The organism is uncultured Campylobacter sp. (genome assembly GCF_937959485.1).
Classification (GTDB): Bacteria; Campylobacterota; Campylobacteria; order Campylobacterales; family Campylobacteraceae; genus Campylobacter_B.
On the sequence record NZ_CALGPY010000005.1, the window covers coordinates 53,807 to 66,503 of the forward strand.

Here is a 12,697-nt window from a genome sequence, read left to right on the forward strand (position 1 = left end):
CCCAAATCTAGCCCTTTAACCTCATCATTTTTTCTAAAATTTCATACACGAGATCGAGCTTCGTAAAGCCGTCTCTATCCAAAAAATGCCCGCCCTTTTGCACCTCGTAAAACTTAGCGTCCATCTGCCCCGCTAACTCGCAACTGAAGCTAAACGGCACGATATAATCATCCTTTGCGGCAATCACCGCGCGCTGTTTTGCGGCGGCTTTTATGCGCTCAAAATCAAAGCCCTTATCCATAAACTCGTCTAAAATTTTAAATTGCGGATCGCTAAGCGGCTTTGCAAGCCCCGAGACTAGCACGACGCCCTCTACTGCGCCGCTTGCGGCGCTACTTTGTAAGAAATTTAAGATCGTAGGGCAGCCGAGGCTGTGTCCGACCAGATAAACTTCGCCTTCAAATTTTACGCTTTCTCGCAAGGTTTTCAGCCACTCATCAAGCTTCGGATGCGCAGGCGTAGGCATCGCTAAAATTTCCGCCCTCGCGCCCGATTTTTCGATCTCGCCTTTGAGCCAGGCAAACCAGTGCTTCTTAGGCGAAGCATCGTAGCCGTGCACGATATAGACGCACTTTTGCATATTTTTCTCCTTTAAATTTAAGCCCTTTGCGCGCAAAATTTTAAAATTTCAATCCGTGCCCTAGCCCTTGCAAATCGTGATTTTATCGGCAAATTTACCCAAAAAGTGATACCCCGAGCCTGCCTGCGCGATGATATCGAGCACCGCGTCCGCATCCCGCACGAGCGTGCCGCCCGCAAAGTCCACGCCGCGCTCAAACAGCGCCTGCGGCAGTAGCGGCGTAGTAGGCCCCACGAGCACGAGCTTGGCGCCGCTTTTTTTCAGACGCAAAAGCCCCTGTAGCGTGTCGTTGATGAGCGTCGTAGCCGTGATTATCACGTTATCCGCGCGCGGCACGACGCTTGCGGCCTCGCTTGCAGGCAGGTAAAACGGCAGCTCCGCCTGCTTGAGCGTGCTTTTGTCAAGCTCTAAAATTTTAAAATCCGCGCCATTTTTCATCAGCGTCTTGATGTAGGGCACCAGCGCGCCCACGACGACGCTAAAGCTGCCGCGCTCGATCCGCAGCTGCTCAAAGGGATCGGCGCCGAATTTCACGTCGTAATCCGCCCGGATTTTATCGAAACACGCCCTTCCAAGCGCATTTAGCGCGGCGAGTGCGAGCGCCTTTTTAAGCGGCGCGGCAGAGCCCAGATCGCGCAGCAGATAGCGCACGCTTTTGCCTACGATATTGCCCGAATCGGGCATCGCGCTTGCTTGTGAGGGGCAGCAAACGGCGCCCGATAGGGACTTTAGCGGAGTATAGCTAAGCCCGCACGCGCCTCCGCTCAACTTCACGCCGCTAAAAAATAGCCCCACGACCGCGCGCTCAATATTAAGATCCAGCGCCCCTGCGCCTAAAATTTCTTTCGCACGCTCCAGCGTCTGATCTAAAATTTCGCTCATTTTCGCTCCTTTAATGTGGAATTTAGCGCCATTATAGCTTAAAATTTCGGCGCCCGTATTGATATAAATTTATTGATCGCGCAACGGGCGGTATCCAAGCAGACGCGCGCTAAATTTAGCGCAAGCGGCAGGCGCGAGATAAAATTTTACGTAGCGAGCGCGTATCGTTGCGGCTTGGAATTTTAAAAGCGCGGTGCGGCTTTAAATTTAAAGTGCGCAGACAAGCATGAAATTTTAAGCGATCGGGTAAATTTAAAATTTTAACGAGCGAGTGCGACTTGAAATTTTAAACTGATCGGCGCGGACGAAGCGACCGATACAAGCAAGCGGCGCGGGTGGATCAAATTTAACGAGCAAGCCGATGCGAACCCAGGCAAATACGAGCTAAATTCCATGAGGACGAATGAGTGAGGGTTCGGGTCGGACTGGCTAAATTTCAATAAATACGAATGGACGCAAGCTCGGGCAAATACGAGCAAATTTAATAATTGCGTGCGAACGCAAACTCGGACGCGAGCTAAATTAACGAAAGTAGCGAGAGCGGGCAAAATTTAATAAAAGGTGCGGGCACGGGTAAAATTTACGCGGCGGCCGTATCCATGACAAGTACGCGCCCACTGCGAGTTAAATTTTATTTTCCGAAAGCAGGATGTTGATGAGCGGATTTAGCAGCGTTTCGCCGCGCGCGGCGCACAGCACGATCTCGTCGTAGTAGTAGTCGCTCCTGCCGTAGTTGTGAAACTCATACGCGCCAAAGCCATATCCCATCGGCGTGATCTCGACGCGCGAGTACCAGGCGTCCTTGGCGATGATGTATTTTTCGGTGTCTTGCGAATAAACCCACACCACGATCTCATCTCTGTTTTTTTGCCGCATCAGCCACATAAAGACATTTGCGATGTCGTTGAAAAAATATGTATCGCCGTTTGGCATAACGGCCTGAGCGGTGTTGTACAGATCGTTTATCACCGTGCCGCTCTCGTGGCATAGATATTTGCCAAATTCAATCTGCAGCGGCTTCTTATCCGTGTTGCCGTGGCGCACGGAAATTTTGGATTCGGCTATATCCATCGACGATATGAGTAGCCCCATCACGCAGGCGAGCAAAACCGCGGCAAAAATTTTCTTAATCATAGCAGCGCACCCCGAACGAAGTAGTATTTGACGACGTAGGCGCTACAGATGAGCGCGTTTAGAATGAGCCAGAACGAGGAGTATTTAAGTAGGTGGGTGTAGGCGCGCTTGGTGATGAGCTCCGTTAAAAACGGCACGATGCCGAAAAATATACCCAAAAACAGCGAGCCCCAGATCGCATAGCCGACGAAGTAATAATCCTTCAAAAGCATGCAATACGGGCATTTATGGTTGGGCTGTTCGTAAACGTAAAGCCCGAAAAAATAGGTGATCGCGTAGTATGCGACGAACAAAAAGAGCAAATTTAAAGCAAAGCTCGCCATCGACTGCTTTAAGAAATTTAAGATCAAAATGGCGCCCAATATCGCGTAGAAAAAGGTTGCCAAAAGCGCCTGCGTATAGCCGAACGGGAGCTTCGGCGCGCGAAATACGACCGAGCAGCAAAACACCGGCACGCGCAGCGGGATATTGGTAAAAAATAGAATTTCTAAAATAAACTCCGCCAAAACGCCCGTAAAAAGGATGGTAAAGATCAGGTATTTGCGCTTGAGGTAGGGAAATTTGCCCGCTTTAAGATCGAGGCTGTTTAAAATAAGCCAGAGCCCAAAGCCGAATATCAGTAAAATTTTTAAAAGCAGCAGGATATTGCCGTAGCGGTTCGAGCCCACGACGCCCGCGGAACACATCGCGCCGGGTACAACCGAGGAGAGCTCGTTTAGGCAGAGCGCGAAAAATATAAACAAAATGATCTTGCACGCTATCGTGAAGAACAAAATGGTGTTGATGAGATAGTTTCTTTTCTCCAGGGCGTATTGTAAATTTGACGTGGCGTTAAAGTCCCAGTAGCGCATGATCCGCACGATGTGAAACTGCGAGATCGCCATCAGCGCTATTACGATCAGCTCCACGGCCAAAAACGCGATCACGCTGCCTGATAAAAATACGCTCATGCTGAAATTTCTCCGTCTTTTAAAAACACGTATCGATCCACGAAACTTAACTCGTCGAAGAGTATGTCGTGCGTCGCGATCAAAACGGTCTTTTTAAGCTCTTTGAGCTTTGAGAGCATCTCGATGAAACCGAGCGAGTTTTGTTTGTCTAAATTTGCCGTCGGCTCGTCGGCTAAGATGATCTGCGGATTCATCACGAGCGCCCTAGCGATGGCACAGCGCTGCTTCTCGCCGCCGCTGAGGCTCGAGACGATCTGATCTTTTTTATGCGCGATATTAGCAATCTGCATCGCTTCATCTATGCGCGCGCCAAGCTCATCCCTGCTCAGCCGCTCAAGGCTAAGCGGCGCAAGGACGTTTTTATAGACGCTAAGCGCCTCAAGCAGGTTGAAAGACTGAAAGATAAAGCCGATTTTTTTGTGGCGATACGCGGAGCTTTCAATATCGGCGAGCTTGGAGACGTTTGCGCCGTCAACTAAAACCTCGCCGCTGCTAGGCTTAGCAAGCGCGCCTATGATGGATAGAAGCGTACTTTTGCCGCTGCCGCTGACCCCTTTTAAGATTACGATCTGCCCTTCCTCGACGCTTAAGCTTATATTTTTTAAAGCGCGAAACTCATTCGCCCTGCCCTCGTTGTAAATTTTAAAAAGCTGTTTGATCTCTATCTTGCTCATTTGACCGCCTCGCTCATATCGCCTATAGCGATGCGCCAGGATGGGATGATGACGAACGCCAAAAACGGGATCACGCTAAAGACGAAGATCAAAAAGAGCATATTAAAATTTACCGCGGGCGTGAAGGTGATGAAATTTCGTAGCTCGCCGCCTAAAAATATATCGCGCAAAAGCGGTGCGTCTAGAACAAAAACATAAGCATAAGCGCCCGCGACGCCGAGCAGATAGGCGCTTAGTGAGACGATGAAATTTTGGATAAATTTCATCGCGATGATGTCTTTTATGCAAAAGCCGATGCTGCGCAAGATCGCGATCTCCTTTTTCTTCTCGCCGTATGCGAGCGAAATTTGATTTTTCAGCAAGATGAAAAACGAGATCATCGCCACGGCGTAAAGCACCATAAAAATTCCGCCCTTGTAATAATACAGATGCCTCACTTCGGCTACCGCGTCCTCGGCGCTGAGAGCTTGCGTGTTGGGGTATAAATTTACGATCTTAAGCGCTACTTCGCTTACTTCGTTGGGGTTGGGCACGCTTACGTAGAGCTTGGTGTATTCGCCCTCTTTGAGACTTAGCACCTCGCGCGCGGTGGCGGGATTTAGATAGATCACGTCGTTTGAGACGATGCTGCTTTCGTGCGGCGAAATTTTATTGATCTTAATCGCGATTAGGCGCTGTTCGGTTAGGAAGTGAAACTCATCCTCGTAGTACCATTCGCCCATCGCCGCCTTCACCCCCTCGCCTACGATCATTTCGTTTTCATTCAAATTTTCGTCGCCTACGATATGAAACCAAACGCGCTTTTGAGCGAAGTAATACATCCCGTCCACGGCGCCCTGCACTTCGCTGACGCCCGCAATTTTAGAAATGTCGTAGATATAGCCGTCGTGCATCAGATCGCGTTTGCCCGCGCGCAGAGCCTCTACGACGATGTCGGGTCTGAGCTTGATGACCTTTTCAAGATCGTTTTGAATGGAGCCCGAGATGAAAAACACCGAGCTTAAAATAAAAACGATAAAGGCAAATATCGCGAAGCTAAAAGCGTGATCGGCTCTATCTTTTCGCAGCAGAGTTACGGAGTAGTCGATGAAATTTTTACTTATCATAGACGAACTCCGCGTAGGCCTTGCTCTTAAAGCTGCTCGAGAGCCGCACGTCCTTTATCTCGCGCGCGAGCTTTTGCAGGCACTGCTCGCCCTTTGCGCGATCAAAGCTTACATAATGCACCGCAATGAGCGCGTAAAGAGCGGCAAAAAAGATCGTCAAAGCGCAAATGAGCCTCATAGCCCTTCTATTACGCTCTCTTGAATTTCGTCAAATTTAAGCATCTTGCCTCCGTGATCTTTGGCGAAGGTCTTAGCCGCGCTCTCGCTCTCAAACGCAATGAGCTCGTCGCCCATCGGCCCTAAGACGTTGGAGCCGAGCACGTAAAAAGCGCTTTTAGCATCGATCTTATGAAGCTTATAGTAATCGGTTACATAAATTTTATCAAAGCCCTTGCCCTTTTCGAAGTAGTATTTCATCATATCTTTCACGCCGTCAAAATACAAGTTCTCACCGCCTTGAATCTCTATCATCGCCGCCCAGTTAGGGTTTTTACCCACTAGCATACCGCAGACCGGGCATTTAGCGCCCTCAGGTACGACGATCTTTTCAGCCTTTTTCGCTTTTGCGTTTTTGTCGCTGCTGCCTAAATCTGCCGGCGCATCCCATAGATACAGCGCCGCGGCTTGCAGGTGTTTGTCGTATTCAGGAGCCTTACTAGCGCCCTTTGCGTCGCAAGTCTTTTTGAGATGAGCTTTGAGCTCGGAGATGGCTTTGAAGCTTTTAGCATCCGTTTTAGCGCAGTTTGTTTCGTAAAATTCCTTACCGTGCGCGTAAACGCCGCCTTCGCGCTTGGCTTTGATCATCTTATTATCGCCCGCGAAGTCCTGCCCCGCAATCTCGTAGGCCTTGGCGAAGCTCATTATCTCGCCGCCGTTTTCGGCTTGGAATTCTTTAGCGTCGGCTTCGGTTGAGAAGGCATATTTGCTATTGCGGCTCATCGTGCCTTTGACCTTGCTACCTACGACGTAGAAGGCTTTATTTACGTCGATCAAATTTAGATTTTTTGTATCGACGACCTGCGCATCGCTTGGGATTTTTCCCTCCGTTAGCTCATACAAGCAGTGCAGAGAAGCTACTTGTTTGCCGTTCCAAACGTGGTTGGTTTTATAAAATTTTACCAGGCTCATTCCGCAAACGGCGCAGTATTCTTTGCCCTCGCCGCTTCCTACAAGCGTAGCCTTGCTTGGATCCACGCTTTGAAACATAGGCTTTGCCGGTTTATTGGCCCCGTCCATCGAGGCGCCGCAAACGAGCGCAACAAGCGCGGCCGAAGCTAAAAACGAACGTAAAATCATACTATCTCCTTAAAAATTTTAATATTTCAAATTTACTTACTAATCGAATTTAAAAATTCCAAATTCTCGCAGCCCATCTTGATGCCGCCGTCGCAGCTTTTTTTGAAAAGCTCTTTTGCTTTGGCGTTATCGGACTTCACCCCTTTTCCTTCGGCGTACATTATGGCTAGGTTGTTGCAGCCGTCGAAGTGGCTGAGGTTGCACGCCTTTTCATACTGCTGCTTTGCTTGCTTATAATCCTGGCTTACCCCCTGTCCGAAGGCGTATAGATAGCCTAGATTGTTGCAGCCGATGCCGATGTCGCCGCCGCAAGCCTTTTCGTAAAAAATTTTAGCCTTTGCGAAGCTTTGCTGCACGCCTTCGCCTTTCAGATACAAATAGCCCAGGTTGTTGCAGCCCATCATATCGCCGTAGGTGCAGGCTTTTTCATAAAGGCTCGCCGCCTTGGCGACGTCCTTTGCAAGCCCGGCGCCGTTTGCGTATAAAAGCCCGAGCGAGGTGCAGCCTTCGTTATCTTTGCAGGCTTTTTCGTAATAAGCCGCGGCTTTGGTAAAATTTTGATCCGCGCCGTTACCGCTTTCGTAGATATAGCCTAGATTATTGCACGCAAGCGCAAATTTAGCGCTGCACGCCTTCTCGTAGAGGCTGATAGCTTTTTCGAAATTTTTCTCTACGTTGCCGGTGCCCTCAAAATACAAAACGGCTAGATTATAGCATCCCGAAGCTTTATTTTCCAAACCGCACGCTCGCTCGTAAATTTCTGCGAGTTTTTTATGATCGCCGCTTTGCTGAGCTTGAATGCCCTCGCTGATAAAGCCCGCATTTGCCGCGGCAGCCAAAACCAGCGCTATTAGAAATTTTTTCAAATTTACTCCTTTATATCGTTTTTACGTCCCTGCCCCTGAAGGCAAGAGCGATTATTAAAAAGACCGCCGCTATTATACAATAAAACGGCGCGGGTATCTGCGGCGCATCGCCTGCGGCGTAAGAGTGCATGCCGGTGAGGTAGAAATTTACGCCGAAATAGGTCATTATGATCGAGCTATACGCGAGCGTCGAACTCACGCAATAAACATAGATCGAGCCGAGTTTCGGGATAAATTTTAGATGCAGCACGATCGCATAGACGATGATCGAGACATATGACCAGGTCTCTTTGCTATCCCAGCCCCAGTATCGCCCCCAGCTCTCATTCGCCCATACGCCGCCGAAGAAATTTCCGAGCGTCAGCATCGAAAGCCCCACGATAAGGCTGATCTCGTTGATCGCCGTTATATATCTGATCTGAGCGTTGAGCCGCTCGCGATTGGCGCTGTTTTTAAGCGCCATCAAAATAAGAGCCAAAAGACCGAGCAGACAGCTAAGCCCTAAAAATCCGTAGCTAGCCGTGATAACCGAGACGTGGATGCTAAGCCAATAGGACTTTAGCACCGGCACGAGGTTGGTGATCTGTGGATTTACGAAGCTCATATGCGCTACGAGCATTACGATACTAGCTAGCAGGCAGCTCGCGCTTAGCGTAAGTAGGGACTTTCTAAAAAATATGATCCCCGCAAGCGCCGCCGACCAGCCGATGTAGATCATCGACTCATAGCTATCGCTCCACGGCGCGTGAGCCGCTACGTACCAGCGCAGCGCGAGCGCGAGGGTATGTGCCGCAAAGCTTGCGGCAAAGGCTGCAAATAAAATTTTTTGCGCGAGAGTGAAGCGCTTGCCGCAAAGCGCGCCCAAAAGCGCCAGTATTATAGCTACGCCGCCTAGGATCATATAGCAATAAACTAGCTTTTTGAAAACCGAAGCTTTGTTATAAAACACCTCGGCCTTGACGCGACTAACGCTTGGAAGAATAGCTGCCGAGGTGGCTCTTTGGTAGTTCTTCAGCTCCGCAAGTGCTGCATCCGCTTTAGCCCAATCATTATCCGAAATTCCATCCTGCAAGCCATTTAGATAGTCATTTAGCACGCCTTTAATCTGCGGAGCGATCCTATAATCCGCAAAGGCGTCGTTCGGCGAAAGCCACGCGTTTTGCGGGTCGTTCGGCACGGGGATAAATTTAAAAAACACCCCTCTAAAGGTCAGATACGCGATATTGAGCCGCTCGTCGAATTTAATCAGCTCGTTACCCAGCACGCCGCGGCGCGAGGCGCTTTTTTCATTCGCCTCGTCCAGGGCGTGGGCGAGCTTGTAGTTGCCGTTTTCATCAAAGACCGAATTGAAGCTCGCATATCGCTCCTGTGGCGCCAAGCCTAGCATCTTTTTGATCTCGTCGTTTTTGATCTTGATGATCTTTTGATCGCGCCAGAACGCGGGATTTAGGCTCATTCCTAGGATCATCTGCTCGGCGCTTAAGCCGTAAAGCCCCTCCGTACCTGAAATTTTATTTACGATCTCGCTTGCTTCGGTACTAAGCGGCTTGATCCTGCCCATATAATCTTGCACCAAAAGCTCCGCGAACGCGCCGTTTGCGTGAACGCGCGAGTTGGCTTTAAGGTTTGCCAGATAGTTTTCATCCGCAGCGCGAAGCTCAATGCTGAAAAAAAGCGGCGCGATTAGAAGAAGCGCGGCGGGCGCATTGTTTTTGATAAATTTAGCGAGCTTTTTAAACCTGCTGCCCACGGTAAAAAGATTGCCGATAAATCCGACGCAAAGCAAGAAATAGCCGAAATAAGTGGGGATTTTACCAGGATCGCGGTTAAGCTCCAGCACCGTGCCCAGCTCGTCCGTGTCGTAGGAGGATTGAAAGAGCTTAAAGCCGTCAAAGCTTAGCGGGTGGTTCATATAAATTTCATGCTCCCCCACGCTCTTGCCCTCTTTTAAAATTTCAACGTCGCTAGCATAGGACGATGGGCTTTGCGAGCCCGGGTAGCGCTCGAGCTTAAATTTCAAAAGCTTTACCGCAAACGGAAGCTCTATGAGTTTCGAGCCCCAGCTTAGCATTATCTCTTCGCCGTCAAAGTTTAAAATTTTAGGCTCGCCCAGCCAGCCCGCGCCGCCGCGCAGCTGCGCTTCTTGCTCGCTTCCGCCCTCAAAGCCCGCCTTTACCGCAAGCGTGCCCTGTTCGCCTTTGGGCGCGGGTTTGTAGGAGTCAAATTTGACGGTGAAGCTTTTGGAATTTATACTTTGCGTGAAGCTAAAATCGTTATCGCCGATCTGAGATAGATTTAGCGGATGCTCAAACAGCGCGTCTTGCGTGCGGATTTGCAAGTATGGTTTGACGCTTACCATCTCGCTTTCGCTCTCGCCCGCTCTTACGTGCAGCACGCCCTCGGTGCCGAAATAGCGCGTCAGCGCCGCGCCGATAAAGATAACGATAAATGCCGCGTGAAGGACGAAGGAGCCGAAGCGGCGCCACATTTTGGTTTTGATTATAATGCCGAGCAGGCTCAGCGTCGCCGCACCCATGACGCACTCGTACCAGCGCGCCTCATAGACTAAAATTTTAGCCGTTTGCGTATCGTAAATGCTCTCTAAAAAGGTTGCGACGCCGGCACCTGCGGCTAGGATAAAAAGGAGGCAGAGCGCGAACTTGTAAGAGATGAAAAATTTTAATATTTTTAGCGCGCTCATTAACCCTCCGCAGTTTTACATTATTATATCGTAAGTTTGTCCCGCGTATAGTATAAACATTCTAAGAAGTAATACTCCGACCACGCTGGCAAGCGCGCTAACATAGAACGCAAACGCAGTGTGAGCGATCTTTTTGCCCAGTGCGAAATTTAAAACTAGCGGTACGCAAAAGCCCACGCCCACGACGCCTAGCCAAAATAGCTGAGCATAAACGCCTTCGCTAAAGGCGACGCTGGCGGCTCTTTGCACGTCGCTGCCCGTTACTAGCGAAACGAAAATCATGCCGATTAGTAAAATTTCCATCGCTAAAACCGGCCACTCGACTGCGTGCAAGGTTTTTAGATCGCCTCCGTGCGGGTCAGCTTTAAAGAAAAGCGCGGCTATTAGGCTTGAGCCCGCAATGCCGGCCGATAAGCCCGACGCCACGAAAAGCGCAGGTAACACGGCGGTATTAAGGATAGGAAATCTAACTAAAACCGAGATCAAAAAGCCCGTATAAGCACAGATCGCGACCGCAAAAACAAGCGTAAGCGCAAGAAGCAGCGGGCGAAGCGCGTTTAAAATTTTCATTACGAGCGTGAAAAGCCCTTTTAAAAAAGTAAGTCTGCGCGATAAAAATCCGCTAAGATCAGCTTCAAACGCATAAAGGCAGGCAACGAAGGTAAGCGGGATATAGACGCAAAGTGCCGCCACGCCCACGGACATAACCGATGTGAAGTTGTAATTAATCAAAATTTTCCAGAAAAGAAGCGGTCGCTCCAAATCGGCTACGAGGCAAACCATACCGAGTAAGATCGCTATGAAAGATAGCAACGACGCGGCCTTAAACAGCGGCGTGCTTTCGGTTTGCTTTTTATAAAGCTTAACGAGGATCGCGACTACTAACGCGCCGCCGCTCATACCCGCTAGCAAAAGATAGACCGCGATCGGCCAGCCCCACTCAACGCCGTGCGAGAAGGTCGCAGTGAAATTTATAGCTCCGTTCATATCACACCCCCAGTTTTACCGCAGGAATATAGCGCAGGCTCGGCTTCGTGCCGCACTCAGGATGCATGCGCAGGCTATCTTTTACGCGAAGCAGCTTGCTGATGTGCGAGCCTTCGTCGTTTAGATCGCCGAACACGATCGCCTCGTATCTGCATGCCTCGATGCAGGCAGGCTCGTGGCCGTCTTTTAAATTCGTATCTAAGCAGAAGTTGCAGCTCTCTGCAGCTTTAGTTTCGTGATTTATGAAGCGCACGTCGTAAGGACAGGCAACGATGCAGTATTTACAGGCGATGCAATCATCGGTATTCATCGTGGTAATGCCGGTTTTTTCGTCCTTGTGACAGGCTTTCGTCGGGCAAACTTTTACGCACGGCGCGTCCTCGCACTGCTGACAGGAGACCCTGACATAGCGCTTTTCTTTCAAATTTAGCGGATCGGTTTTGTCCTGGATAAAAAGCCTCATTTGGCCTTTCGGGACCAAATTTACCTTCCTGCAAGCGATCTCGCAGTCGGTGCAGCCCACACATTTATTTTGATCGAATATCATGCCGTAGTGTGGCTTTTTCGGCTCTTGCTTTTTAGCACTTGCATTTGCGTCTTGCGCGCTTTTATCCGCGCTGTTTTGCGCGAGTAAGCTTGAGGTGATTGCGCCAAGCCCCAAAGAGCCTAATGCGGCGGATTTTATAAAATTTCTTCTTTGCTTTTGCATATTCTCCTCCGACTAAATTTAAGCAAAACTACTTTGTTTTATTCGCGTCGTGAAAGCTTTTAGCCTCGCTCTCGCTAAGCTTTTTCGCCGCATCGGCAAGCTCACCGGGCTTTAAAACTTTTAGTAGTTCGGCTTCAAAAATCACCACAGAACCCGCAGGAATTCTATCTACGTCCACGTTGCCGTAGGCTAAATTACTAGGGATTGTAAATTTATATTTCGAGCCCGTATTCATCAAAAGCAGCCCCTCGCGTAATCCGTCGATTAAGCCTATCATAGAAAGATGCGCCGGAATTTTAGATGCGAAAGTATCGTCAAATACGCTACCATTCGTCAGATACGCCTTGTAGTTCATCACCACTACGCTCTCAGGCTTTGGCTTTTCGCCCATACCTAGCTTTAGAATTTCATATTGAAGACCGGATTTTGTGGTTTTAACGTCCGGATTTTTGGCATTTTTCGCCATAAATTCCTTGCCCGCTTTTAAATTTTTATCAAGCTCCGCTTTGGAATTTGTTTCTACGATCTTATTTAGTTTATCGGCTCTTTGATTCAAAAGCGCAATAATTTCCTCATCTTTTAGTTTCTGCTGCTTTTTAAGAGCGTCCAAAAACCCCTCTATTACCGCATCTAAGTCATATTTGACGCCCAATGCGGCTTGTGAATGCAGCTGGTTTGAAACATAGCTTCCGGTGGAAGCTCCAATGCTATAAGATTCTTTTTGTTCTTGCGTAGTTAAATTCGCGCCCAACGCGCAGCTTGCCAAAACGATAGGCAAGAAAATTTTTAGTCTTTTTTGCATACATTTGCCT

13 protein-coding genes are annotated in these 12,697 nt (G+C 49.2%); all 13 read right to left on the reverse strand.

Going from position 1 to position 12,697, the window contains the following annotated elements; translation table 11 throughout:
• Positions 1 to 7 precede the first annotated feature (7 nt).
• Positions 8 to 580, reverse strand: a complete 573-nt coding sequence (locus Q0380_RS02205; protein ID WP_298959622.1) for an alpha/beta hydrolase — start codon at positions 578 to 580, stop codon at positions 8 to 10.
• Between the two features lie 60 nt (positions 581 to 640).
• On the reverse strand, positions 641 to 1,462 hold the full coding sequence (locus Q0380_RS02210; protein WP_298959625.1) for a DUF364 domain-containing protein: 822 nt from the start codon (positions 1,460 to 1,462) through the stop codon (positions 641 to 643).
• A 624-nt stretch (positions 1,463 to 2,086) separates the two neighbouring features.
• Positions 2,087 to 2,596 carry a hypothetical protein gene (locus Q0380_RS02215; RefSeq protein ID WP_298959627.1) on the reverse strand — a complete coding sequence of 170 codons (510 nt, stop codon included), beginning with the start codon at positions 2,594 to 2,596 and terminating at the stop codon, positions 2,087 to 2,089.
• The gene (locus tag Q0380_RS02220) at positions 2,593 to 3,546 is read right to left on the reverse strand and encodes a hypothetical protein (protein ID WP_298959630.1); all 954 of its coding nucleotides are present in this window, start codon (positions 3,544 to 3,546) and stop codon (positions 2,593 to 2,595) included. Before Q0380_RS02220 ends, Q0380_RS02215 begins: the two co-directional genes overlap by 4 nt.
• A complete protein-coding gene (locus Q0380_RS02225; RefSeq protein WP_297900413.1) occupies positions 3,543 to 4,220 on the reverse strand; it encodes an ABC transporter ATP-binding protein in 678 nt (225 codons plus the stop codon). Before Q0380_RS02225 ends, Q0380_RS02220 begins: the two co-directional genes overlap by 4 nt.
• Entirely contained in the window at positions 4,217 to 5,326 is a 1,110-nt protein-coding gene (locus Q0380_RS02230) for an FtsX-like permease family protein (protein WP_298959632.1), read from the reverse strand. Before Q0380_RS02230 ends, Q0380_RS02225 begins: the two co-directional genes overlap by 4 nt.
• Entirely contained in the window at positions 5,316 to 5,504 is a 189-nt protein-coding gene (locus Q0380_RS02235; RefSeq protein WP_297994894.1) for a hypothetical protein, read from the reverse strand. Before Q0380_RS02235 ends, Q0380_RS02230 begins: the two co-directional genes overlap by 11 nt.
• Positions 5,501 to 6,622: a nitrous oxide reductase accessory protein NosL gene (locus tag Q0380_RS02240; protein ID WP_298959635.1), complete on the reverse strand. Its 1,122-nt coding sequence runs from the start codon at positions 6,620 to 6,622 to the stop codon at positions 5,501 to 5,503. Before Q0380_RS02240 ends, Q0380_RS02235 begins: the two co-directional genes overlap by 4 nt.
• A 32-nt stretch (positions 6,623 to 6,654) precedes the next feature.
• Complete coding sequence (locus Q0380_RS02245; RefSeq protein WP_298959638.1) at positions 6,655 to 7,488, reverse strand: tetratricopeptide repeat protein; 834 nt, start codon at positions 7,486 to 7,488, stop codon at positions 6,655 to 6,657.
• Positions 7,489 to 7,498: 10 nt separating this feature from the next.
• Complete coding sequence (ccsA, locus tag Q0380_RS02250) at positions 7,499 to 10,189, reverse strand: cytochrome c biogenesis protein CcsA (protein WP_298959641.1); 2,691 nt, start codon at positions 10,187 to 10,189, stop codon at positions 7,499 to 7,501.
• Between the two features lie 15 nt (positions 10,190 to 10,204).
• Positions 10,205 to 11,176, reverse strand: coding sequence for an NrfD/PsrC family molybdoenzyme membrane anchor subunit (gene nrfD / locus Q0380_RS02255; RefSeq protein ID WP_298959645.1), 972 nt, complete (start codon positions 11,174 to 11,176; stop codon positions 10,205 to 10,207).
• A 1-nt stretch (position 11,177) separates the two neighbouring features.
• On the reverse strand, positions 11,178 to 11,885 hold the full coding sequence (locus Q0380_RS02260) for a 4Fe-4S dicluster domain-containing protein (RefSeq protein ID WP_298959647.1): 708 nt from the start codon (positions 11,883 to 11,885) through the stop codon (positions 11,178 to 11,180).
• Positions 11,886 to 11,913: 28 nt separating this feature from the next.
• The gene (locus tag Q0380_RS02265) at positions 11,914 to 12,687 is read right to left on the reverse strand and encodes an FKBP-type peptidyl-prolyl cis-trans isomerase N-terminal domain-containing protein (RefSeq protein ID WP_005870892.1); all 774 of its coding nucleotides are present in this window, start codon (positions 12,685 to 12,687) and stop codon (positions 11,914 to 11,916) included.
• Between the last annotated feature and the right edge of the window lie 10 nt (positions 12,688 to 12,697).

Coding starts and splice junctions, on each gene's coding strand:
- Q0380_RS02210 (WP_298959625.1), bottom strand. CDS start 1,462: ATGAGCGAAATTTTAGATCAGACGCTGGAGCGTGCGAAAGAAATTTTA.
- Q0380_RS02240 (WP_298959635.1), bottom strand. CDS start 6,622: ATGATTTTACGTTCGTTTTTAGCTTCGGCCGCGCTTGTTGCGCTCGTT.
- Q0380_RS02265 (WP_005870892.1), bottom strand. CDS start 12,687: ATGCAAAAAAGACTAAAAATTTTCTTGCCTATCGTTTTGGCAAGCTGC.
- nrfD (WP_298959645.1), bottom strand. CDS start 11,176: ATGAACGGAGCTATAAATTTCACTGCGACCTTCTCGCACGGCGTTGAG.
- Q0380_RS02230 (WP_298959632.1), bottom strand. CDS start 5,326: ATGATAAGTAAAAATTTCATCGACTACTCCGTAACTCTGCTGCGAAAA.
- Q0380_RS02260 (WP_298959647.1), bottom strand. CDS start 11,885: ATGCAAAAGCAAAGAAGAAATTTTATAAAATCCGCCGCATTAGGCTCT.
- Q0380_RS02235 (WP_297994894.1), bottom strand. CDS start 5,504: ATGAGGCTCATTTGCGCTTTGACGATCTTTTTTGCCGCTCTTTACGCG.
- Q0380_RS02220 (WP_298959630.1), bottom strand. CDS start 3,546: ATGAGCGTATTTTTATCAGGCAGCGTGATCGCGTTTTTGGCCGTGGAG.
- Q0380_RS02215 (WP_298959627.1), bottom strand. CDS start 2,596: ATGATTAAGAAAATTTTTGCCGCGGTTTTGCTCGCCTGCGTGATGGGG.
- Q0380_RS02225 (WP_297900413.1), bottom strand. CDS start 4,220: ATGAGCAAGATAGAGATCAAACAGCTTTTTAAAATTTACAACGAGGGC.
- Q0380_RS02205 (WP_298959622.1), bottom strand. CDS start 580: ATGCAAAAGTGCGTCTATATCGTGCACGGCTACGATGCTTCGCCTAAG.
- ccsA (WP_298959641.1), bottom strand. CDS start 10,189: ATGAGCGCGCTAAAAATATTAAAATTTTTCATCTCTTACAAGTTCGCG.